The organism is Cryptosporangium aurantiacum (genome assembly GCF_900143005.1).
GTDB classification, from domain to species: Bacteria; Actinomycetota; Actinomycetes; order Mycobacteriales; family Cryptosporangiaceae; genus Cryptosporangium; species Cryptosporangium aurantiacum.
Map to the genome: position 1 here is coordinate 21,978 of NZ_FRCS01000021.1, position 22,489 is coordinate 44,466.

23 protein-coding genes are annotated in these 22,489 nt (G+C 69.6%); 14 read left to right on the forward strand and 9 right to left on the reverse strand.

Features of this window, described 5'->3' with window-relative positions:
- From BUB75_RS38640 to BUB75_RS38670, 7 genes are all read left to right on the forward strand, one after another.
- A complete protein-coding gene (locus BUB75_RS38640) occupies positions 1-2,166 on the forward strand; it encodes an MMPL family transporter (protein ID WP_073264807.1) in 2,166 nt (721 codons plus the stop codon).
- 8 nt (positions 2,167-2,174) lie between these two features.
- Positions 2,175-3,050 carry an ATP-binding cassette domain-containing protein gene (locus BUB75_RS38645; RefSeq protein ID WP_073264918.1) on the forward strand — a complete coding sequence of 292 codons (876 nt, stop codon included), beginning with the start codon at positions 2,175-2,177 and terminating at the stop codon, positions 3,048-3,050.
- A complete protein-coding gene (locus BUB75_RS46770; RefSeq protein WP_073264919.1) occupies positions 3,050-4,753 on the forward strand; it encodes a hypothetical protein in 1,704 nt (567 codons plus the stop codon). The genes BUB75_RS38645 and BUB75_RS46770 overlap by 1 nt, the downstream gene beginning before the upstream one ends.
- 82 nt (positions 4,754-4,835) lie before the next feature.
- A complete protein-coding gene (locus BUB75_RS38655; RefSeq protein ID WP_073264808.1) occupies positions 4,836-5,426 on the forward strand; it encodes a TetR/AcrR family transcriptional regulator in 591 nt (196 codons plus the stop codon).
- A 66-nt stretch (positions 5,427-5,492) separates the two neighbouring features.
- On the forward strand, positions 5,493-5,939 hold the full coding sequence (locus tag BUB75_RS38660; protein WP_084742236.1) for a nuclear transport factor 2 family protein: 447 nt from the start codon (positions 5,493-5,495) through the stop codon (positions 5,937-5,939).
- Positions 5,940-5,979: 40 nt separating this feature from the next.
- Positions 5,980-6,990, forward strand: coding sequence for an acyl-CoA dehydrogenase family protein (locus tag BUB75_RS38665; RefSeq protein ID WP_218618036.1), 1,011 nt, complete (start codon positions 5,980-5,982; stop codon positions 6,988-6,990).
- Positions 6,991-7,105: 115 nt separating this feature from the next.
- Positions 7,106-8,491, forward strand: a complete 1,386-nt coding sequence (locus BUB75_RS38670; protein ID WP_143175692.1) for a hypothetical protein — start codon at positions 7,106-7,108, stop codon at positions 8,489-8,491.
- A 27-nt stretch (positions 8,492-8,518) separates the two neighbouring features.
- Here BUB75_RS38670 and BUB75_RS38675 read toward each other — a convergent pair whose 3' ends face one another.
- The gene (locus BUB75_RS38675; RefSeq protein WP_073264811.1) at positions 8,519-9,085 is read right to left on the reverse strand and encodes a hemerythrin domain-containing protein; all 567 of its coding nucleotides are present in this window, start codon (positions 9,083-9,085) and stop codon (positions 8,519-8,521) included.
- Entirely contained in the window at positions 9,082-10,299 is a 1,218-nt protein-coding gene (locus tag BUB75_RS38680) for a hypothetical protein (RefSeq protein WP_073264812.1), read from the reverse strand. The genes BUB75_RS38675 and BUB75_RS38680 overlap by 4 nt, the downstream gene beginning before the upstream one ends.
- Before the next feature lie 416 nt (positions 10,300-10,715).
- Here BUB75_RS38680 and BUB75_RS48955 point away from each other — a divergent pair, with 416 nt between their 5' ends.
- Positions 10,716-10,892, forward strand: a complete 177-nt coding sequence (locus tag BUB75_RS48955) for a hypothetical protein (RefSeq protein ID WP_218618037.1) — start codon at positions 10,716-10,718, stop codon at positions 10,890-10,892.
- A 78-nt stretch (positions 10,893-10,970) separates the two neighbouring features.
- Here BUB75_RS48955 and BUB75_RS38690 read toward each other — a convergent pair whose 3' ends face one another.
- From BUB75_RS38690 to BUB75_RS38705, 4 genes are all read right to left on the reverse strand, one after another.
- The gene (locus BUB75_RS38690) at positions 10,971-12,305 is read right to left on the reverse strand and encodes a protein kinase domain-containing protein (protein WP_073264814.1); all 1,335 of its coding nucleotides are present in this window, start codon (positions 12,303-12,305) and stop codon (positions 10,971-10,973) included.
- A 191-nt stretch (positions 12,306-12,496) separates the two neighbouring features.
- A complete protein-coding gene (locus BUB75_RS38695) occupies positions 12,497-13,723 on the reverse strand; it encodes an RNA polymerase sigma factor (protein ID WP_178380092.1) in 1,227 nt (408 codons plus the stop codon).
- Positions 13,723-14,133 (reverse strand): YciI family protein, encoded by a 411-nt coding sequence (locus tag BUB75_RS38700; RefSeq protein ID WP_073264815.1) that lies wholly within the window; start codon positions 14,131-14,133, stop codon positions 13,723-13,725. The genes BUB75_RS38695 and BUB75_RS38700 overlap by 1 nt, the downstream gene beginning before the upstream one ends.
- Positions 14,134-14,269: 136 nt before the next feature.
- Entirely contained in the window at positions 14,270-15,166 is an 897-nt protein-coding gene (locus BUB75_RS38705) for an AurF N-oxygenase family protein (RefSeq protein WP_073264816.1), read from the reverse strand.
- 64 nt (positions 15,167-15,230) lie between these two features.
- On the opposite strand from BUB75_RS38705, the gene BUB75_RS38710 reads away from it, so the two are divergent.
- Positions 15,231-15,944 carry a TetR/AcrR family transcriptional regulator gene (locus BUB75_RS38710; RefSeq protein WP_073264939.1) on the forward strand — a complete coding sequence of 238 codons (714 nt, stop codon included), beginning with the start codon at positions 15,231-15,233 and terminating at the stop codon, positions 15,942-15,944.
- A gap of 8 nt (positions 15,945-15,952) precedes the next feature.
- On the opposite strand, the gene BUB75_RS38715 is transcribed toward BUB75_RS38710, so the two are convergent.
- Positions 15,953-16,918, reverse strand: a complete 966-nt coding sequence (locus tag BUB75_RS38715) for a hypothetical protein (protein ID WP_073264818.1) — start codon at positions 16,916-16,918, stop codon at positions 15,953-15,955.
- A gap of 31 nt (positions 16,919-16,949) precedes the next feature.
- A complete protein-coding gene (locus BUB75_RS38720) occupies positions 16,950-17,369 on the reverse strand; it encodes a hypothetical protein (RefSeq protein ID WP_073264820.1) in 420 nt (139 codons plus the stop codon).
- Between the two features lie 156 nt (positions 17,370-17,525).
- Between BUB75_RS38720 and BUB75_RS38725 the strand changes: the two genes are divergently transcribed.
- Positions 17,526-19,097 carry a sensor histidine kinase gene (locus BUB75_RS38725; protein ID WP_073264822.1) on the forward strand — a complete coding sequence of 524 codons (1,572 nt, stop codon included), beginning with the start codon at positions 17,526-17,528 and terminating at the stop codon, positions 19,095-19,097.
- On the forward strand, positions 19,085-19,732 hold the full coding sequence (locus BUB75_RS38730) for a LuxR C-terminal-related transcriptional regulator (RefSeq protein WP_073264824.1): 648 nt from the start codon (positions 19,085-19,087) through the stop codon (positions 19,730-19,732). The genes BUB75_RS38725 and BUB75_RS38730 overlap by 13 nt, the downstream gene beginning before the upstream one ends.
- Positions 19,733-19,777: 45 nt before the next feature.
- Here the strand turns inward: BUB75_RS38730 and BUB75_RS38735 are convergent, their stop codons facing one another.
- On the reverse strand, positions 19,778-20,440 hold the full coding sequence (locus tag BUB75_RS38735) for a hypothetical protein (RefSeq protein WP_143175693.1): 663 nt from the start codon (positions 20,438-20,440) through the stop codon (positions 19,778-19,780).
- Between the two features lie 195 nt (positions 20,441-20,635).
- On the opposite strand from BUB75_RS38735, the gene BUB75_RS38740 reads away from it, so the two are divergent.
- The 3 genes from BUB75_RS38740 to BUB75_RS38750 all read left to right on the forward strand — a co-directional run bounded on the left by BUB75_RS38740 (position 20,636) and on the right by BUB75_RS38750 (position 22,488).
- Entirely contained in the window at positions 20,636-21,328 is a 693-nt protein-coding gene (locus BUB75_RS38740; protein ID WP_218618038.1) for an acyltransferase, read from the forward strand.
- A 339-nt stretch (positions 21,329-21,667) separates the two neighbouring features.
- Positions 21,668-22,084, forward strand: coding sequence for a hypothetical protein (locus tag BUB75_RS38745; protein WP_143175694.1), 417 nt, complete (start codon positions 21,668-21,670; stop codon positions 22,082-22,084).
- Positions 22,081-22,488, forward strand: a complete 408-nt coding sequence (locus BUB75_RS38750; protein WP_143175695.1) for a hypothetical protein — start codon at positions 22,081-22,083, stop codon at positions 22,486-22,488. Before BUB75_RS38745 ends, BUB75_RS38750 begins: the two co-directional genes overlap by 4 nt.
- Position 22,489 lies beyond the last annotated feature (1 nt).

The window sequence follows — 22,489 nt, forward strand, 5'->3', positions numbered from 1 at the left end:
ATGATGAGTCGAATAGGTCAATTCTGTTTCCGATATCGTTTCTGGGTACTTGGCGGATGGCTGGTTCTCTTCGCGGGCGGTGTGCTGGCCGCGGGCCAGGTACTCGACAACATCGGTGCCGTCGAGCAGCGGTATGCGCCGGAGTCCGTCAAGGCGGGCCAGGTGCTCGACGCCGCGGGCGACCGCGGTGATCAGATCGTCGCCCTGTTCGAAGGGGTCGACCCGCGCTCACCGGACGTGCGCGACGCGGTGACCCGCGCGAGCGATGACGTGGCGCGGATCGACGGCGTCCGGGATGTGGACGAACCGGTCCTCGCCACCGACAGCAGCGGGGTCGCGCTCCAGCTGACGCTGTCTCGGATGGACGACGACGACGTCGTTGTCGAGCAGGTGAGCGAGCGGCTGCGCCGTACGAGCGCGGATGTTCCCGGCATGACCGTCCGAGTGGGCGGCAACGCCGTGCTCAACAACGACGTCGGCGAAGCCGTTCAGGGCGACCTGGCCAGGGCCGAAGTGACCTCGCTGCCGCTGATCGCGATCCTCCTGGTGCTCGTCTTCGGCGGGCTGATCATCGCCGGTGTACCGCTGCTGGCAACGCTGGCCAGCACGGCGGGCGCTTTCGCGGTGCTGTTCGGGTTCTCGCAGTTCGTGCAGCTCGACGGCAACGTCATCACGGTCGTGACACTGCTTTCGCTGGGCCTGTCGGTCGACTACGGCCTGCTGCTGGTCGCGCGTTACCGCGAGGAGCTGATCCCCGAGTACCGCGCCGCGTTGGCTGCGGGCAAGCAGCGGCCGGACCGGTCCGGCCGAGCCGCGGCGCTGCGCCGTGCGTGGGGCACCGCGGGCCGCACCGTCGTGTTCAGCTCGCTGACGATCGCAGCCGCGTTGAGCGGTCTGCTGCTGCTGAAGATCACCAGCCTGCAGGCGATGGCGGCTGCCGGGATCTCGGTGGCGCTGGTGGCGATGTTCACCGCCCTCACGTTCACGGCCGCGATGCTGGCCGCGGTCGGTCGGTGGGTCCGCCCGTCGCGGCGCACCCTGCGCCGGATCGCCGCGACGCCCGGCGAGGGCGAGGACGAGAGCGCCGACGACGCCGAACGTGGCTTCTTCGCGCGGCTGGCCGGTGCGACGCAGCGGCGGCCACTGCTGGTGATGCTCGGCACCGTCGTCGCGCTGATCGCGGCCGGTGCTCCGCTGCTGGGCGTCGTCGTCAAACAGCCTTTGCTCGAAGGGTTCCCGCGCGGCATCGAGTCGGTCGCGGTAGCGGACGACCTGTCCGCTCGTTACGGCCGTACCGTGCAGCCGGCGGTCACCGTCGTCGCCCGCACGTCGCCGGACGCCCTCGACGACTGGGCGGCCCGGTGGCGCACCGACCAGGAGGTCATCCGGGTCGAGCCCGCACGGGCGGCGGGACCGGACCTGTCGGTCGTGGTGCTCGCGGTGCGCGGCGACGCGCAGGGCGACGGTGCGCAGGACCTGGTCCGACGGCTACGGGCGGACCGCCCGGCGGGCGGGGAGTCCTGGGTCACCGGCAGCGCGGCTTCCCTCGTGGACACCCTGACCACGCTGCGCCAGAACATGCCGTGGGCGATCCTGCTCACTCTCGTCGCCATGAGCATTTTGCTTTTTTTGATGACCGGCTCGGTCGTGGTGCCGCTGCAGGCAATCGTGACGACGGTCGTGTCCCTCGGCGCGACGTTCGGAGTGCTGGTCGGCGTCTTTCAGCACGGCTGGCTCTCCGGCCTGCTGGACACCCGGACGGTCGGCGGCCTCAGCCCGTTCGTCATCGGGCTGGTTTTTGCGTTCGCCTTCGGCCTGTCGATGGACTACCAGGTGTTCCTGCTGAGCCGGATCAAGGAGTACGTCGACGGCGGCGTGGACACCGCGACGGCGGTACGGCGTGGGCTGCAGCGAACCGGCCGCATCATCACCTCGGCTGCGTTGCTGATGCTGGTCGTGTTCGGTTGCTTCGGAGCGGCCAAGGTCGGCGACATCGAGGTGATCGGCATCGGGCTGTTCGTCGCGGTCCTGGTCGACGTCACGATCGTGCGGTGCCTGCTGGTGCCCGCGACCATGAGCCTGCTGGGCGGGTCGAACTGGTGGGCGCCGAGGCGCCTGCGGACGCTGCACACCCGCTACGGCCTGCGCGAAGCTTCGGGAGCGTGATTCCGATGCTGCTCGAACTCGCGAACGTCAGCAAGGTGTATCGGGGCGACCTGACCGCGGTCTCCGACGTGAGCATGAGCATCGGCCCAGGTGTCCTGGGATTGCTCGGCCCCAACGGAGCCGGCAAGTCGTCGCTGATGCGCATTCTGTCCACGGTGACCAGGCCCACGGGCGGGCGGGTCACCTGGAACGGCACCGACACCGCCGCCGACCCGGGGGAGCTGCGCCGGGTGCTCGGCTACCTGCCCCAGGACTTCGGGGTGTACCCGCACCTGACCGCGCGAGAGTTTCTGTCCTACCTCGCGGCCGTGAAGGGGCTTGGCCGCCGGTCGGCCCGGCAACGCATCGATGAGCTGCTCGATCTGCTGAACCTCACGGCGGCTGGCAAACGGCCGCTCGGCAAGTATTCGGGTGGGATGCGCCAGCGGGTCGGCATCGCGCAGGCGCTGCTCAACGACCCGCAGGTGCTCATCGTTGACGAACCGACGGCCGGGCTCGACCCGGAGGAGCGCATCCGCATCCGCGACGTGCTCACCGACCTCTCGGCCGACCGGGTCGTGCTCCTGTCGACACACATCGTGTCCGATGTGGAAGCGGTCGCCGCCGACATCGCGATACTCGCGCAGGGGAGGCTGCGACGTCGGGGCCGCCCGGAGGACCTGCTGAGTGATGTCCGCGGGCAGGTGTGGGAGACGTTGGTGAGCTCTGAGCGCCTCGCCACGTTCCGCGGTCAGCATCTGGTCAGCCGCGCTGTCCGCACGCCGGAGGGGACCAGGGCGCGGGTGTTGTCGGCGGAGCAGCCGACGCCGTCGGCCACTCCGGCGGAGCCGGACCTGGAAGACGCTTATCTGTGGGCGGTCCGCCCGATCCCGGTGGTGTCGTGATGGGCGCGCTGTTCGCACTGGCCGTCGCGGACTTCCGCGATCGGGTTCGCCGTCCCGCGTTCGGGATGACGCTGCTGGCCACGCTCGTGTTCGCCTACCTCGCCGCGCCGCCTGCCGAGGCCGGCTACGCGCTGATGCAGGTCGGTGATTTCCGGGGCACCTACAACAGCGCCTACGTCGGAACCCTGCTGGCGGTGATGACGGGTGGCTGGCTGGCCGTCGCCGGGTTCTACGTCGTGAAGAACACGGTCAGCCGCGACGAGCAGACCGGCGTGGGTCAGATCCTCGCGGCCACACCGTTGACCTCCCGCACGTACCTGTTCGGCAAGTTTCTGAGCAACTTCCTGGTGCTCGCCTCGATGGCCGGCGTCGTCGCGGTCATGGCAGTGGTGACGCTGTGGGTGCGCGGGGAGGCGTCGAGCCTCGACCTCGTCGCGCTGTGGACGCCGTTCCTGCTGTTCCCGGTCTCGCTCATCACGCTGGTGGCCGGCGCGGCGGTGCTGTTCGAGGCGGTGCCACGCCTGCGCGGTGGGTTCGGCAACCTGGTGTGGGGCGTCGCGGCCAGCATGCTCACGATCGCCAGCCAGGTGCTGATGCGGTTCGCGCCCGGGCTCGGTTTCGACCCGTTGGGCCTCACCGCGGTGTCCGACGCGATGCGCCAGGACGTGCAGGCGCAACATCCGGGCGCCGAGGACGTATACCTGGTCATCGGCCTGGTCACCCGCAGTGAGCAGCCCGAACGGTTCACCTGGACGTCCGGGCTCGACATCGACGCGGGGCTGCTCCTGCAGCCGCTCGTGCTCATCACGCTCGGTCTGGCGTTCGCGCTGGTGCCGGCGCTGTGGTTCGCCCGGTTCGACACCGCACGACGGCGGCCGGCCGCGGCGCCGGTGGGCCCGGTCGATGGCGCGGCAAGCGTCGCGGCGGGTGCGGACGCGCCGGCGGCGGGTGCGGGTGCGGGCGCGCGGGGTGCGGGTGCGCCGGGTGCGGGCGCGCCGGGTGCGGGCGCGCCGGCGGCGGACGCCGGAGGCGGGCCGGGACCCGACGCGGACCGGCACCCGGAAAGCGTGCGGGCCATGACCCCGGCGCAGCGCGGATGGCCGTTCGGTCGCCTGGTGATCGGCGAGCTGCGGGTGCTGCTCAGCCGGACGCCACGCGTGTGGACGATCGGCGTGCTCGGCCTGATCGTCGCCGGCGCCGTCGTCCCGCTCCTGGCGGCGACGACGATCCTGCTCGCGGTCGCCTGGCTCTGGCCGGTCCTGATCCTGTCGCGGGTCGGCACCCAGCAGTGCGAGCACGAGCTGACCCCGATCGTGGCCTCGACGCCTGCGCCGCTGCGGCGCCTGCTCGCGGAATGGACGACAGCGCTGCTGGTCACCGTCGTCGTCGGGATCGGACCGCTGATTCGCCTGTTGAGCATCGGCGACAACGCGGGCGCGGCGGCCTGGATGGGCGGCGCCGTGTTCATCCCCACCCTCGCACTCGCCCTGGGCTCCCTGAGCCGCAGCCCGCGCACCTTTCAGGCCGTCTACCTGTTGCTCTGGATCGTCGTTTTCACCGGTGAGCGCCACCTCGACTTCATGGGTGTGCAGCGCGTCGACGGTGTGCCTGCGGGGCCTGCCCCGGTGGTGGTGCTCGGTGTGGCCGCCGTGCTCGAACTGACGGTTCTCGTCGTGCAGTACCTGCGGCACGTGCGCCGTTGAGCCAGACGCGGCCGGATCCGGTTGGCTACTACGGTGACGGGACACAGGGCGCGGGGGAGTGGTGATCAATGGAGATGCCGTCGTGGTGAGCCAGCGAGAGCGCAGCGAGCGCACGATCGCGGCGATCCTCGAGGCCGGACGGGCATTGATGCTCGAGGCCGGGTACGCCGGAGTGACGGTCGACGACGTCACGGCCCGGGCTCGCGTGGCCAAGGGCGCCTTCTACCACCACTTCTCCTCAAAACAGGCGCTGCTGGACGCGGTCGTCGACCAGCTTCAGGGTGAGATCGCCGACGAGCTGCGGGCAGACCGGCGACCGGAGCCGTTGTCGAGCGACGACCTGGCCGCAGCGCTGGAGGGCTATCTGAGGCGGGCCGCCCACCCCACGCGGCGACGGCTGGTGCTCGTCGACGGTCCGAACGTTCTGGGCTGGGAGCGCTGGCGCGAGATCGATGACGCCCATTTCGCCGGCATGACGCGCGCCGCCCTCGAAGCCATCCTCCCGGTGGGGACCGACCAGGAGCGGGTGTCGGCGGCGACGCGGCTGCTGCTGGGTGCCGTGATGGAGGCCGCGCTGGCGATCGGGCGCGCACCGGACCCGGACCGCGCGGCACCCCGCTACGGCGAGGTGCTGCGCGATCTGCTGTCGGGACTCACTTCGCCTTCGGGGTAAAAAACCGACTCGGAGTCGGTATGCTTCGTCGGACCCGGTCCACGACGCAAGTCCAGGAGGGTTCCGATGTCCGAAGTGCTGGCTCAGACCGAGGCCACCGTGCACCGGCAGGTGCTGCAGCAGGCGTTCGACCGCTATCACGCGGCCTGGGAGGCGAAGGATCCCGAGGCGATCGCGGCGCTCCACACCGAGGACTCCACGTTTGCCCTGCGCAGCGGCGGCGCCCGGGTGCAAGGCCGGGCAGCGCTGCGGCAGCACTTCGCACAGATTTTCCTGGAGTTTCCGAACTACCGCTCGGAGGTCGACCGGCTGCTGCTCGGCGACGGTCACTGGGTCCTGGAGTGGACGATGGCGATCGAACTGCCCGACGTTGACGGCGGTACTTTCACCGCCCGCATCCCCCTGGTCGATGTGGTCGACGTCGACGAGTCCGGGCTGGTCACCCGCAAGGACGTCTGGGTCGACGGTGTGCAGCAAGCCGCCGCGTACCGTCGCGCGGGCCGCACGGCCTGATCTATGGTCGAGCCCGGCCGACCGGTGGAGGAGCGGACCTGTGTCCCAGTCCATGCGCGACGCCCAGCACATCGCCGACCAGGTCCTGTTCCCCGCGGCGATCGAGGTCGACCGGGCAGAACGCGTCCCGGAAACTCATCTGGAGCTCATTGCGGCAAAGGGCTTCTTCGGACTCGCGGCGCCGGAGGAGCTGACCACTCTTGACCTGCCGGACTACCCGGCGGTGCAGCGGGTGGTCGAGTTGCTCGCCGGTGGGTGTCTCACCACGGCCTTCGTCTGGGTGCAACATCACGGCGCGATGTCGGCGGTCGGGCAGACCAGCAACGAGGCCGTCCGCGCGGAGTACCTCGCACCGCTCGCCGCGGGTACCCGGCGGGCAGGCATGGCGATCGGCGCGGCCGCACGTCCCGGTCCGCCGATGCTGCGCGCCACCGGCGTTCCTGGCGGGTGGCGGTTCAACGGCACCGCGCCGTGGGTGACCGGTTGGGACATGATCGACACGCTGTACGTCGCGGCCCGTCAGGATGACGATCTTCTGGTGTGGGCGCTCGTGGACCCGACGGAGGGCGCCTCGATGAGCGTCCGGCCGCTGGAGATGATCGCAGTGCAGGCCAGCCGGACCGTGACGCTGGAGTTCCACGACCACTTCGTGCCCGCCGACCGGGTCACCGCCGTCCAACCGAGGTCGGAGTACCTGGAGGGTGACGCCGAGTCGCTGCGGTTCACCGGATCCCTCGCCCGCGGGGTGGCCGACCGCGCGATCAGGCTCATGGGTGAGGACGGCGCGGCACTCTCCGCCGAGCTGGCTGCCGTCCGCGACCGGCTGCAGCAGGCGGCGCCGCAGGACGTCCCGGCCGGGCGGGCGGTCAGCTCCGAGTTCGCGCTGCGCGCCGCGGCGGCACTCTTCGTCCAGCAGGGCAGCAGTTCGGTGCTGGTCGACAGCCATCCGCAGCGGCTGCTGCGCGAAGCGGCGTTCCTGCTCAACTTCGGCACCCGGCCGGCGATCCGGCAGGCCCTGCTGGATCGGCTCACCACGGCTAAAAACCGCTGAGACAACACCGAAGCGGAAGAACACACCACTTCGGGTAGATGCTTCCAAACCGATTGCCTCTTCCGTACTCCTCAGTAACTCTGATGCCCGATCGCACACCACTTCAGGGGCGCGCATGGGTATCTCTTTACGGACGCGACGGCTCTCGGCAGCCGCACTAGCCGCCGTCCTCACGGTCGGCGTCCTCGCTGCCTGCGAGGTCGGACAGACCACAGACCTCGGCGTGATCAGGGCCGTGGATCCCGGCCACGGCAACACGCCCTACTACACGAATCGCGACGCAGGATTCAGCGCGCGGCTGACCGGCACGAACGCGTCCGGCCAGAGCGTCACCCGGGATCTGTGGACGTTCGGCGACACGGACGCCTGGAACGCGAACACCGGCGCCAAGATGCAGTACTTCAAGACGAACACCGCGTCCCTCGTGCCACCGGTGACGCCCGGCTCGGTGCCGGCCGTGCCGCCGATGCCCGTCGAAGTGGCCTACGTCAACGGCGCTCCGGCGTACTTCACCGAATTCATCACCGACGGAGCACGGCCCGCCTGCCCACCGCCAAGCAACAAACCAGCCAACTACTACTACCAGGCGCGCTGGCCGAGCAGCGTGATCCGGCTGCCGGACTCCGACGCCCGGCGGGAGACCGCGGTCGTCTTCTATCAGGACTTCTGCGTCCACCTGCCGACGCAGGCCGACCCTGACCTCGAGTATCTGTTCAAGACCGGCGGTGCGGCGCAGTACGTCTGGGACGCGCACAGTCCGGACGCCTCGCCGCACGCCACCACGCTGGCCAACGCGCTGTTCCAGCCGGGGACGTGGCGGGACCACAGCTGGGCCGTGAACAAGCCCGGTTACACCTACGGCGCCGGCGCGTACCTGTCGGACGGGCCGAGCAGCAACCAGAAGTACCTCAACGTGCTGGCCTGCGGTCAGAACTCCGACTGCACCCAGGCGCGCTTGCTGGTCGACTCGACGAACCTGTCCGGCTCGCTGACCCGAATCGCTACCGCCACCAACTGGAGCTACCGCACCGAGGGCGCGTCCTCGGCCAACACCGACGACGCCTGGCAGGCGCTGCCCAGCAGCGGATGTGCGCCGACGCCGTACGTCACCTGCGGCACGTTGCCGCTTCCCAAGCCAGTCATCAAGGCCAGCAGTGACCCCCTGACCCAGGTCTCCGGCTCACCGTCCGTTGCGCACATCGGTGGCTATCTGTTCGTCGCGTACGCGGTTTTCGCTGACGACGAGGTGGCCGCGGTCCGCCTCGCCGACAGCAGCGGCGTCTTCGACCCGGTGGCCGGTAGCGGCCTACTCCCGGCAGGGAAGTGCGCTTCCGGATGTTATGCGCCGGTGATCCATCCCGAGCTGAACACCAGTGACGGCAAGATCGCGTTCAGCTACGTCGCCAACGCCGGCGTCACACCGCCGGGCCAAACGCCGGTCGCCACCATGCGGTTGGGCTGGACCTGCCTCGAGACGTTCGACACCGGAGCGCCGTGCTGACCTCCTCACTGGTCATCCGCTGCGGTATCAGGTGGTGGTGCCGGCGGAGCGGAGTGCGTCGCGGGTCCGGTCGACGATGGCAGCCAACGGCCCGGCGAGAACGTTCTTCGTGGCACTTTCGACCCCGGGATGGGGACGGGTCGGTGCCACGGCTTCCGCAGCCTTGACCGCCTTCGCCATCCCGGCCAGCGACGCGTCCTGCAGGCGCAGGCGCAGCTGGGGGAACTCGTAGCGTTCTTCGTAGCGGGCGTGGCTCAGTACCGCTTGCCGCAGGGCGAGCAGCCGTTCGCGGAAGTCTGGTGCGTCCGGCCCGTCGTGGTCGAGTGCGGCCAGGAGTTCTTTGGCTTGTCGTTCCTCGTCAAGGCGAGCGTCGATGACTTCGGCGCCGCCGTCGATGGAGCGCCGCGCCATCGGGTGAACGACCTCCTCCTCGGCGGTCTCGTGGACGGCGAGCAGCCGCACCAGCTCGTGAAACCGATCGTGTTGTTGGTCTCCGGTGGCGAGCAGTACCTCGCCGAAGAGCCGTTCGATCTGCGCGTGTTGGGCGAGGAGGAGGTCGATGACGTCCGGCTCGACGGTAACCGGGGCGGTCATCGGTTGACCTCGTCCGCCGAGGCCCGCAGCCCGGCGATCGGGTGGGGGCCCTCGGTCTCCAGACGGTACTCAGTGCCGAAGCGGGCACGGTGCTCGTCGATGACCCGCTCGCTCGGCGGCTTCTCGCCACCGTGGATCTGCTGCTGCATCCACTCGAAGCGCTCGTGGGCCTCTCGGACGTAGCCAGAGCCGAGCTTGGTCAAGTCCATCTGGTCGGCCATCAGTTCCCGCAGATAGGCCTTGTTGGACTCGAAACGCACCGGCTGGGGCAACGAGTCGCCGATCAGCTCCTCGGGCTCCCGGCCGTCGTGGCGGCGCAGCAGGTCGGCGGCGATCTGAAGGTGAGTGATCTCCTCGTTGAGGTGCAGTTCCCAGATCGCCTTCACCCGCCGATCGGTCTCTTCGGTGAAGAATGAGTAATACAGGTAGACCTCGCACAGCTCGTGGTTGAGGAGCTGCTCCCACCAGGTCTCACCCGGGTCGACCAGGGACTCGTAGTGGGTCACGTGCTGCTGCTCGATCAGACCGATCTCCTGATAAAGCTGGCGCGCGATCGGCTCCATGTACTGCGGGCCGACGTTCATGTAGTACGTGGCCACCTGCTGCTCGGCGGCCATGATCGTCAGCGCGTGCAGCTTCGACAGCGGGCTCGCGGTGTTGCGGTCGTAGGGCTCATTGACGTGATCGATCGGGTGGCGGTGCTGCTGGATCGTCGGCCGGCCCGGCATGACCTCCGTCAGTCCGTCGACGATCTTTTCGGCTTTGCGGCGCTCGACCATCTCGTACAGGTTCGCGTACCGGTAGAGGTGGTCGAAGTCCTCCAGCACCCCGAATTCGTACGCTTGCTTGAGGTACGGGTCGGGCTCCATCCGGGCCACCCACGCGGTGAGGTCGACGGCGTTCTGCTCGTACCCCAGGGTCGTCTCCAACACGCTGGCGACCCCCGGCAGCAGCCAGTTCACCACCCGCTGCTGCTGGTTCTCCAGGTACCGGACCTCGGCCAGAGTGCGACGTACGTCCTGGTCCGGGCAACGACGGAAAAAATTGTGCTTGAAGGCGATCGATTCCGCTTCGATCGCGTTCAGCGCGATCACTCGGGTCGTCGTGTAGGGATCCGGCGGCTCGGGATCGAGCGGGGTGACATTTAGCTCCCGCCAGTTGCGGTACTGCTGCTCCAGGGGTATGCCTTTTTCGGCCAACGGGTTGAACGACATATCGGGGCTCCGTTCAGGCGGCCAGCCCGGGGGCGGGCGAGGTCTGGTGCCGGTTACCCCCAGCAGGCGGGCTGAACCCTTACTACTAAAAAACTCTTGATTGACGCTATGAGCAGGGGAAACGCTAAAAAGGCGTCCGCCGTTAAGCTGCGCAATCGGACGAACGGATAGCAATCACTCCGCACGGTTAGCGGCAGACGTATCCCCGAGAAAATTAAATTTTTATTTGGTATCGGCTGCGATGTGCGGGGTATAGCGGGGCGGCGCAACGACGTCTCAATCTTGGGAGAATCATGACCACCGCTAACCCCACAAGTGACTACACGGCCGGCAACACTTCGGACCGAACAGCCCGCACTAGGCGTCTGAGTACTGAAACGAAAGCATCGTTCAAGACGAGCGAACTGGTCGCATACGTGGCGGCCGTCATCGGCGTTCTCATTGCTTCCCAGGTCGTCGGCACCACCGACGGGCACAGTGACTACTTCCGGGCGGACCGGGCCTGGTTCTTCATCGTCCTTCTCACGATCGGGTACCTGATCAGCCGTGGTCTGGCGAAGTCCGGTAGCCGCGACCCCTACGACGCCAAGTAGGCCTCTCCCGCCCGGCGCGGCCGTCCTCGACGGACCGCGCCGGCCGGGGCGCCTATCCGCCGCCGGGGACCGACTGCGTCAGCGTGTCGAACGCAGCAGCGCCTCGCGCAGCTCCGCGGCGGTGGCGAAACCGATCGCGGGGCGGTCCTGTAACGCGGTGTCCAACACGTCGGCCAGCGGGCGGGGAATCGCCGGGTCGCGCTGCCGGATGGGGACGGCGGCCGTCTGGAGTACCGCCTGCCACGGGTCGCGGTCGGCGGGGAAGTCCCGGGGCGCCTCGTCGGTGAGCAGGAAGTAGAGGCAGGCGGCGAGCGCCCACACGTCCACGGCCGGTTTGGCGTGGCGGAAGTTCACGACCTGCTGGTAGGGCATGAACAGCGGTTTGCCCGCTGCGGCGCCGGTGCGAGTGAGCCCGCTCAACCCGGCCAGGTCGAACGCTTTGGCCAGCCCGAAGTCGGCGAGCTTGACCTGCGGCTTCGGATCGTCGGTGAGCAGGATGTTCTGCGGGGAGACGTCCCGGTGCACGATGCCCTGGCTGTGGGCGTAGTCCAACGCGTCCAGCGCCTGCACGGCCAGCGGCACCGCCTCGTCCGGCCGGAGGGTTCCGCCGCGGGCGAGCATCAGGTCGCGGACGCTGCCGCCTCGGCAGTACTCGATCGCGAAGAAGAACGCCCCGGCGGCGCTGCCGGTGTGGTGCAGCGACGCGATGTTCGGGTGACGTAACGCCTGGCCGATCGCGATCTCGCGCAGGAAGCGGCCCCGGTCGGCCTCGCTGGCGGCGACCTGCGGCAGCATCACCTTGAGCGCGACTTCCTCGCCGGTCGTGGTGTTGCGCGCGAGGTACACCCGGCCCATGCCACCCGCGCCCAACTCTCGCACCACCTCGTACCCCACGAACCCGGGGCCGGCGTCGGGCAGCGCGTCGCGGACCAGCGCCGCAGGCTGGGCCCGACAGGACTGGCAGACGTGCTCACCGTCGTGGCCGCCGACCTCGTCCGCGATGTCGCGGCCACAGTGCGCGCACCGTGGCATGACGAGGGTGGCAACTCGCCGCTGAATGCCGACCCGGAACGTCGTGCGTCCGAGCCGGATCTCGTCCCCGTCGGACAGGTCGTGCTCGGGGAACCGCTCTCCGGCGGCCTCCTCGGGTGTCTGGCCCTTGGCCCGCTGCCCGATCTTGACCCTGTTGAGGTAGGTCCCGTTGAGACTGCCGAAGTCCCGGATGCGCACGTCGGGCGGGTTGATGTCGATCAGACAGTGGTGCCGCGAGACCGTGCGGTGCTCGGTGTCGCTGGGCAACTGCGGTTCGCAGTCATCGGCGCGGCCGAGGATGCAGGTAGTTCGCTCCTCGTAGCGGTAGGTTCGGCCGCTGAGTGGCCCGGCAACGATCGTGAGATGTACCGAGGGTCGCACGGCGCACAGAATAGGCGAATAACCCGCCGGGTGGGACGGCGTTGGTACGGTCCGGCCATGACTGGCGGGTGGGCGGTCGGTGACACGGTCGCCGAGCGGTACCGAATCCTCCGGGTGCCGCGGGAGGCGTTCTGGACCCCGACCGGCCTGCCGCAGCACCCGTCAAGCCCTCAACTCGTGAGTCGGAGGTGTCAGCCCAGCGCCGCCGCCTTGCGCAGCAGCACTGAGCGTTCGCGCTGGTTGGCGCAGAGCCGGGCGGCCAGCTCCAGCTCGGCGCGCGCCTCCGGGCGTCGTCCGAGCCTGGTCAGCAGCTCGCCGCGTACGGTCGGGACCAGATGCGAACCGGGGAGCCGGTCCAACGCGATCAGTTCGTCCACGATGGCCAGGGCTTGCGCCGGCCCGGAGGCCATCGCCACCGCGACGGCCCGGTTGAGCTCGACCACCGGCGAGGGTGCGACCCGGCCGAGCGCCTCGTAGAGCACGACGATCCGGTCCCAGTCGGTCTCCTCGACGGAGGGCGCCGACGCGTGGGCGGCGGCGATCGCGGCCTGCAGGCCGTACGGGCCGAGGCCGCGAGCCGACGCCGTGGACAGCGCGGTCAGCCCGCGGTGGATCGCCGAGAAGTCCCACCGCCGCCGGTCCTGGTCCTCCAACAGGACCGGCGAACCGTCCGGGCCGGTCCGGGCCGGGAAGCGCGCGGCCGTCAGCTCGCACAGCGCGAGCAGGCCGTGCACCTCCGGCTCGGTCGGCTGCAGCGCGGCCAGCGTGCGGACCAGCCGAATCGCTTCGTACGCGAGGTCGGGGCGCAGCAGCCGGTCACCCGACGTGGCCGTCGACCCCTCGGTGAAGATCACGTACAGGACGCTGAGCACGCCGCCCAGCCGCTCCCGGCGTTCGTCGGCCGGCGGCAGCTCGAACGGCACCCCGGCCGCCGCGATCGTCTTTTTGCCCCGGGTGATGCGGGCCTGCACGGTCGGCACGGGGACGAGGAACGCGCGGGCGATCTCCTCGCTGGACAGGCCGCCGACCACGCGCAGGGTCAGCGCCACCCGAGCCTCGGGGGAGAGGACCGGGTGGCAACTGATGAACATCAGCGCAAGGACGTCGTCGTCGATCCTGTCGGGGTCGATGTCTTCGTCGGCCGCTGAGCCGATCACCGGATCGGCCGCCAGCAGGGCGTATCGGTCCTGGAGGGCGGCCCGGCGGCGGATCGCGTCGATCGCCCGCCGCCGGGCGGTGGCCATCAGCCAGCCGGCCGGATTGTCCGGAGCGGCCAGCGGCCACGACACCAACGCATCGGCCACCGCCTCCTGGGCCGCGTCCTCGGCCAGCCCGAAATCGCCGGTGAACCGGGTCAGCGCGGCGACGATCCGCGCCGACTCGATCCGCCAGACGGCCTCGATGTCGGCCGTACCCATCAGACCCGGCCGGTGCTCTCGGCCCGTGCCTCGACGGACCCCGTGGCGTCCTGGGGCGTCTCGTCGTCGCCGGCCACCCGCCGGACCTCGATCTTGGACCCGCGGGCGGCCGGCACCCGCTTGGCCCACTCGACCGCCTCCTGCTTCGAGACGACGTCGAGCAGGAAATAGCCCCCGAACAGTTCCTTGGTCTCGCCGTACGGTCCGTCCGTGACCACCGGGGCCTCGCCGCTGAAGTCGACCACGACGCCCTGGCTCGGAAGGTCCAGGCCCTCCGCCGCCAGCAGAACGCCGGCCTTGACCATCTCCTCGATGAACTGCCGGGTCGAGGCCATCAGCTCGTCGATGTCGGCCATCAGCGCTGCGTTCGACTCGTCGGTGCCCCGCATGATCAGCATGTACTTCGGCATCACGTTCTCCTCGTCCGGCGGGGTCGCGTCTCGGCCCTCGCACCCACACGTCGAACGAGCGGCCCGCGGATCGACACGCCTCCGGAGCTATCTCGAGCCGCGACGGTCCGCGCTCCGAAATCCTGCCCGAACGGGCCTAGAGCAGGTCGGCGCGGCGCCAGATCTGGGTGCTTCGGCCGCCGATCAACCCGACTTCGGAGAGGAAGCCGGTGATCCGCTCGGCCATCCAGCGGCGCGTCTCCCGGTGGTGTGGGTTCGCCCTGGCCTCCGCGCGGGCACGTTCCGGATCCAGGCCGATCGACGCGTAGGCGCGCGGCCGGACGTAGGCGTCCACGACGATCGCCGCGACCGACGCGGTGACCAGCCTGTGCAGCTCGAGCTGCGACCTGCTCAGCTTCGGCACCGTCCGTGCGACCTCGCTGCGTGCGTAGCTGACGTGACGAGCCTCCTCGACGACGTGGATCCGGCTGACCGTCCGCAACAGCGGCTGGACCGTCTCGTCGGCCATTCCCTCGCGCTGCAGCCGGTCAAGGGTCTCCTCCACGACCAGGACGCTCGCGAACAGCGACGGGCCGCTGGACAGGTGGCCGTAGAGGCTGCCCAGCCGTTGCAGCCGGCGTCCCGGCCGGTAGTCGGGGCAGCCCAGCTTGGTGATCGTGCGGGCGAACATCACCGAGTGCCGGGTCTCGTCGCCGACCTCGGTGAGCGCGTACTGGGCGTGCGGTCGCCGGATGTCCATCCGCTGCACGTACCGGGCGAGCAGCTGCATCAGGACGATCTCGAACCAGAGCCCGATGCTCAGCATGCTCGCGGTCTCATGGAATGACAGCGCGATGCGCTGCTCCTCGGTGAGCTCGTCCCAGAGGGGCGTGCCGTAGAGCGTGACGCGGTGGAGCGGCATCGCCGGTGCGCCGTCGACCAGCGGGGCGTCCCAGTCGACGTCCACGGCCGGGTCGAACGAGTGGCGGGCCGACGCGGTGAGCAGCCGGGCGCCCACCTCGTCCCGGTCCCGTAGCGGAGCGGAGGGGCTCATGATGTCTCCCTCGGGGAGGAACGATTTATCTGGTACAGCGTGTACCAGTAATATCGTGGAGCTGATGTCGAAGACTGTCAACAGAAGCACCGACGGCCGGTCGGCCCGCTGGAGTGCCCACCGGGCCCAGCGGCGTGCCCGACTGGTCGACGCCGCGGTCGCGGCGATCGAGGAGCACGGGCCCGAGGTCACCGCCGGACAGATCGCGGCGGTGGCGGGCGTCGCGCGACCGCACCTCTACCGCCATTTCGACGACGCGGCCGATCTGCGTCGGGCGGTCATGACCAGGGCGCTGGCGCTGTACCAAGCCGGTCTCGCCCCGGTCTGGCATCCGGAGGGCACGCCGCGGGAGATGGTCCGCGCGGCGGTCGACGCTCATCTGGAGTGGCTCTCCACCCGACCGAACCTGCATCGGTACGCGCTCCGGGCCGCCAGGGACGTGGCCGGGGAACGTCGCGGGGCTCACGTCGGCGTCGCCGACGTCACCGATCCGGTCGACGTCACGCGCAGCGGGATCGCCGCGCACGTCGGCGCGCTGATCCAGGACGTGCTCCGGGCGCAGTCGCTGGACGCCGCGATCGCCGAGCCGCTCGCGTACGGGCTGGTGTCGATGGTGGACGCCGCGGCGACCCGGTGGATGGACAGTCCGGGCGGGCTGACCCGCGACGCGTTCGCGGGCCACCTGACCGACTGGGTCTGGAGCGTGTTCGAGACGGCGTTCCGCGCCGGCGGCGTGCGAATCGACCCCGATGCTCCGCTGACGATCGGTGGAAACTGACGTCCGGCTCAGCGTCGGTCGGGGCGGGGTGGCTCGAGCGTGTGTGCCAGACGGCTGACCGGGCCGACCTCGTTGACGTCCACGTGGCCGCGCAGCACCAGAGCACCGTTGCCCCAGGTCAACACGTAGGTCATCCCGAACTGGAAGACGCCCTTGTCGCCGTGGTGCCAGGTGCGTCGGCAGCCTTCGGTGGCGCGGCGGGCGATCTCGGCGGCCGCCGCCGGGTCGAACGCCTCGGTGACGTACAGCGCCGGTGGCCACGCGGTGCCGTTGACCACCTCCACGCCCGGCGGGACGTAGACGTAACCCCGGGTGTTCGGCGTATCGATCACGAGCGGGACGACCTCGACCGGCGATCCCAGCGCTCGGGCCGCGTGTGCGGGAGTGACCCACCGGTCGAGTGCGGGCGCTGCCGTGTTCACCGAGGACGGAAGCTCGAGGACGTCCAGCCGCTTCACCTGCCGCCCCCGCGTCGTCAGGTGCAGCCGTACCAGCGCGCCCGCGACCACCCGCGCGTAGTCGTCGCGCTTGACCGGTGTGCCGGCGATCCGGGTCCGGCGGCCGTCGTCGACGGCGATCCAGTAGTTCTTGATGTCGTCGTTCTCGCCGCTGTAGAGGATCTTCCGCTCCAGCACGCGGCCCTCCACGACGGTGGTGAACGCGTAACCGAGCAGGAAGTACAGGGCCGCGACGACCGCGGCCGCGGTGGCAGCGGCCCCCCAGAGCGGTGGTAAGTCTGGGACGAACAGCATCGGCACTGCGACGCCGACGGCCATCCAGGTCAACAGCAATCCTGCCCACAGGCCCGCTCGAGGTCGGTAGCTGCCGCCACGGCCGTAGACGATCTCCTTGCCGGCCACTTGCGACCGACGCCGGGCGCGTGCCCGCCGTTCGTCCCGCACGGCGAACACGGCCCCGACGCCGACCAGCGCGACGACGACCACCCACGCGCCGATCTCCGCCAGCCCGTCCATGACCGTATTGTCCGCCGCGGGAGCAACCGTTCTACGCGAGAACCGCAGACTCCGCCACGGTGGACGGCCGATCGGCGGGCTCGGACGCACCGGCAACGCGCGGCCGGACCAGGTCGCGGGCCAACAGCAGCGGGACCCCGACGCAGAAGATCAACAGGAACACATGGTCGACCGGGAACCGGCCGTTGATGATGTGCGTGCACATCGACGTCGTGTAAACGCCGGCGGCCCACCCGAACGAGAAGATCAGCGCCACCGGCGCCAGCCGTTGCGGCAGCAGGGCCGAGACGAGCAGCGTGGCGGACAGCACCAGGTCGGGGACGAGGAACGGGTTGTCGCTCCGGACCGCGTCGGTGACCAGGAAGTACACGGTCATGATCGTGACGATGACGAGCGCGACGGCGCGCGCGCCGAGGAGCAGGGGCGGGCGGCGAGAAGCAGCGGGGGACACCGGGTCTCCTTCCAATCGGTTCAGGCGACTCCAGCGTGTCGCCCGGCGCGCCGGCGCAGAAGCGCACCAGTACCCGGTCCGGAGCGCGGATCCCGCACCGGAACGGTGCGGGTAGCCACACCGTCGCCGACCGTTTCGTCCGGCAGACTGGATCGCGTGTCAGTCACGTGGGAGACGCTCGTGGTCGGCACCAGCTTCGTGGCGGGCGGCGCCGTCTCGTGGTGGCTGCGGCCGCGCGTCCGGGTCGGCCCGTTGCTGGTGGCGGTCGGTGCGCTGTGGCTGGCCGCGAAGGTGCCGCCGGAGGACGCGTTACCGGCCGGGCTGGAGGCGGTGCGGGTCAGCGCCTGGGCCGCGGTGCTGGCACATCTCGTGGTCGCGTTCCCGACCGGCAGGCTGGTCACGCCGGCGCAGCGGCTCGTCGTCGGGCTGACGTACCTGAGCGTGGCCACGCTGGCCGGGCTCGAACTCGTCGGCCCACGCTCGGAGGGGTTAACTGCCGGGGCGACGATCGTCGTCGTGGACCTGTGCGGGGCCGCCATCCTCGCGCTGCGGCTCACCGCGTGGCGGCAGAGTCCGGCGACCCGCCGCAGGCACCTCACCCCGATGGTGGCGGTCGTCTCGGTGGCCGTCCTCGCGGTGATCGTGCTCAAGCCGGCTCGGATCGCGGGGTACGACGCGTCCGGACTGCTGACGCTGCTCCCGCTCGCGCTCGCCGCGGTGCCGCTGGGCTACCTGGGCAGCCTGCTCCGGCACCGGCTCGACCGGGGCCGGGTCGCCGACCTCGTCGTGAAGCTGCACGACACGCGCACGCCGACCAGCATCGAGGAGGCACTGCGGCGAGCGCTGCACGATCCGGAACTCCGGGTCGGCTACCGGATGGCCGGCACCGAGCGCTACGTCGACGTCGACGGCCGCGACCTGCCGATCTCCGACGACCCGGACCGGGTGACCACCCGGGTCGACCGCGGTCGGCACCCGCTCGCGATCCTCGTGCACGACCGTTCCCTGCTCGACGAGCCCGCGCTGATCCGCGCCGCTACCGCCGCCGTGGGGCTGGCGCTGGACAACGAGCGGCTGACGGCCGACCTGCGCGCCCGCGTGACGCAGATCGCCGAGGCGCGTGACGACGTCCTGTCGGCCGCCGAGGCCGAGCGCCGCCGGATCGAACGCGACCTGCACGACGGGGTGCAGCAGCGTCTGCTGTCGGTTCTGATGACGCTCGGGCTGGCCGGATCGGTGCTGCGGCGCAGCCCGGAGCGGGTCGGCCCGCTGCTCGCCGAGGCCCGGTCCGGCACCCAGGCCGTTCTCGACGACCTGCGCGCTCTGGTGCAGGGCATCCACCCGCCGATGCTCACCGAGCGCGGCCTCGCCGCAGCGGTCAAAGAGCTGGTGGCGCTGTCGCCGACGCCGGTCGACGCGCGGATCGAGGTCCCGCCGGGTCCGCTGCCTGCCGAGGCCGAGTCGACCGCCTACTACGTCGTCGCCGAAGGACTCACGAACGTGGCCCGCCATGCCGAGGCGGACCAGGTGCACCTGGTCGTCGGTGTCGCGGAGGGTCGGCTGCGCGTGGAGATCAGCGACGACGGCCGAGGCGGCGCCGACCCGTCCGCGGGCACCGGCCTCGATGGCCTGCGGTCGCGCGTCGAGCGTGGCGGCGGGACCGTGAGCATCGACAGCCCGCCGAACGCCGGTACCAGGCTCGTGGCGGTGCTGCCGTGCGCGTCGTGATCGCCGAAGACAGCACGCTGCTGCGGGAGGGGCTGATCCGGCTACTCGCCGAGGCCGGTTTCGTCGTGGAGGCGGCCGTCGAAGATGCCACGGCGCTGCTCGCGGCGGTCGCCGGGCTTCGTCCGGAGGTGGCGATCGTCGATATCCGGCTGCCGCCCACCGGCACCGACGAAGGGCTGCACGCCGCCCGGCGGATCCGGAGGCAGTACCCGGCCGTCGGCGTGCTGGTCCTGTCCCAGCACGTCCGGCAGACCTACGCCGCCGAACTCCTCGCCGACGGTGCGACCGGCGTCGGCTACCTGCTGAAGGACCGGGTGTCGGACGTCGACGAGCTGGCCGAGGCGGTTCGGCAGGTCGGGCGCGGCGGATCGGCGTTCGACCCGGTCGTCATCGACCACCTCCTCGGCCGTCGGCAGGCCCGGGAGGCGCCGCTGAACAGCCTCACCGAACGGGAGCGGGCGGTGCTCGCGCTGATGGCCGAGGGGCGGACGAACCAGGCCATCGCGTCCCGGCTGAGCATCGCCGAACGCACGGTCGAGAAGCACTGCACGAACATCTTCACGAAGCTCGCGCTGCCCGGTCACCCGGGCGACCACCGCCGTGTCCTCGCGGTGCTCCACTACTTGAACAGCTGACGCGGCGGGCCGCCTCCCGATGCCGGGAGACGGCCCGTTCCACGATCAGACCGGGGGCGTGTCGGCCTCCGGGTAGTACGGCAGCGGGGCGTTCGCGACGAGCCCGTCGGCGGTCCAGGTGAACGTCCGGAGCCACGTGCCGCGCTGGTAGAGGAAGTGCCGGACGTCGATCGCGCCGAGCCGGCCGTCGATGAACGTCACCAGGTGCGTGGAGCTGGACGACGCATCACCGGAGGTGATGAAGTCGCGCACCACCGGGCGGTAGGAACCCTTGGACGTGGTCGCCGAACCGCCCCACTTGAAGTAGTAAAGGTAGTGGAAGTTCGTCCCGATGTAGTTGTCGCTCCGCTGGCAGCTGAGCTTGACGATCGCTTCCGGCGCGTTTTCCTTCGTGACGCCGCCGAACTCCTCCAAGCGGATCGAGTAGTTGAAGTTGCCCACGGTCGCTTCCCCGACCGCTGGGATGTCCGGATCGGGCGTGAAGTCGATCCGGCCGCCCGGGCACACGGTGCCGTCCTTCAGCACGGCTCCGGTCCACGGCAAGTCGATCACCGCGTCGGCCCAGCGGAACTTGTCCGGATAGCGGGTCAGGCTCAGCGACGGTGGCGGGTCGTCCTCGGCCGCTGCGGCCGGCGACGGCGCCAGGGCCGCCAGCGCACCGGCCAGGACGGCCAGCAGCGCGACCGCTCGGGAGCGCGTTCGTGTCATCCGTTTACCCCGTTTCTCACCGGACTCTCCGGCAACCCGGTCGAGGATGTCGAGCGTCACAGCGCGTTCCCAGGCAACGTCGGTTAGACGACACTATGGACTGTCGTGTCCCGGTTGAGCGTGAGCGGTTGTCCGTTACCCCCGGACGTCGGGATTCCGGCCCACGCGGCACTCCGACCGCTTAACCTCCCGTGGGTGGACATCGGCATCAAGACGTTGCTGAACCGGGGCGTGCTGGCCGGTTGGCGGTGGCTCGACCGGATGGGCCGGATCACGCCGGGCACTCGAGCCGCAGCGGGGTTCGGCAGCTTCGGGGAGAGCTCCAGCATCGGCTTCCCGGCGGCCACTCTGATGAACCCGCGGTCGATTCACATCGGGTCGGGTGTCCTCGTCGGGCGTCAGGTGACGCTGTCGGTCGGCTACGGGGCGGACTACCCCGGGCTGCCCGAGCGCGGCCTGGTGATCGGTGACCGCTGCGTGATCGGTGACCGCTCCGGCCTGGTCGCGCACGAGCTGATCGAGCTGGGCGACGACGTGTGGTTCGGGCAGGACGTGTTCGTCTGCGACGCCAGCCACGGCTACCAGGACCCGGACATGCCGATCGGCGAACAGTTCGGCGGTCACCAGCCCGTGCGCATTGGGTCGGGCTCATGGGTGGGGCACGGCGCGATCATCCTGCCCGGGACAACGATCGGGCGGAACGCCGTGGTGGCGGCCGGTTCCGTGGTCCGCGGTGAGGTCGCCGACCACTGCGTCGTCGGTGGTGCCCCCGCGAAGCTGTTGCGCCGGCTCGAGCCCGGCGTCGGCTGGGTCGGTCGCCGCGGTGACGTGCGGCCGGTGCGGCGTGGGCATTTCGGCGACGACGAGAACGAGCCCGCGTCCGCCTGACTGCGAAAAGCCCATTCGGGCCTTGGTGCGCCGTCAGGGCGAATATCTCCGGAAGAATTTGAGCTTTCTTTGAGCTTCCGAGACGGATTTCAGAGAAACCGCATTTGATTGCGCACGTTATCTCTTCGTGATCTAGCGGATGATTGGTTTTCCGAAACATAACCGCTAGTGTCACTGCCACTGGTACCGGTAGCGAGAGTGCAGCACAGCCGCTCACAATGTTGCTGGACGGCCCCTTTGCGCGGGCGTCAGCAAGCACCAGGATCCGGATCGATTAGCGCGGCCGCCAGATCGGCAAATTCTTCTGCGTCAAAATATTCGGAAGAGAGGGGCGCGACAGTGGGGAAGAAAAGGTTACGGCTCGCACTGGCAGCGGTCGGTGCAGCAATTTTGGGTGCGGTCTTCACCGCTGCGCCGGCGTCTGCCGCCGACGCGGGCGCGGGTCAGCAGGACTACAACCCCGCAGGTTGCGACGCGTTGCTGTACGTGAGCGACACGACGTCGCCCGGAAGGGTGGAGGGCTTCGGCGGGTTCTCGTGTGCGCAGTCCAAGAAGATGATCGGGAACATGACCGTGACCCTCTACAAAGGCGGCACGAAGGTGTGCTCCAAGGGGGTCGCGTTCAACAAGGTCTCGACCTCTGAAACTGGATGTTCGGTTGCCGACCCCAGCGGAAATCAGAGCTGGAAATCGCACATCCGGATCGTCGATATCTACGGCCAGATCTACTTCAGCACGGGGACGATCACGACATGAAGACTCTGTACGGGCTCATTGTTGCCCTCTCCACCGTGGTAGCACTGGTTTTGACGGGATCGGGAGCGAACGCTGCTTCGTCGAGCGTCGGCAAGAATAACTTTTACGGTACGTGCGACGCGCAGGCGCACGTGAGCGACGCTACGACGTCGGGAAAGGTCGAGGTCTTCGGCGGGTGGGGCTGCCAGGTGAACAAATACTTCACCGGCACGCTCGTCTGCGCGATCTGGGTCAACGGCTCGGAGAAGTTCCGTACGACGAAGGACATCCTCCTGGCATCGTCGAGGGACTGCGCCGTCACGTACCCCGACTACAGCTCCTCTGATAGTTACGTGGGGAAGGTGATCATCAAGGGTCAGGGCGGCACGAACTTCACGCTCACCACCGGAGCCATCCGGACCTGAC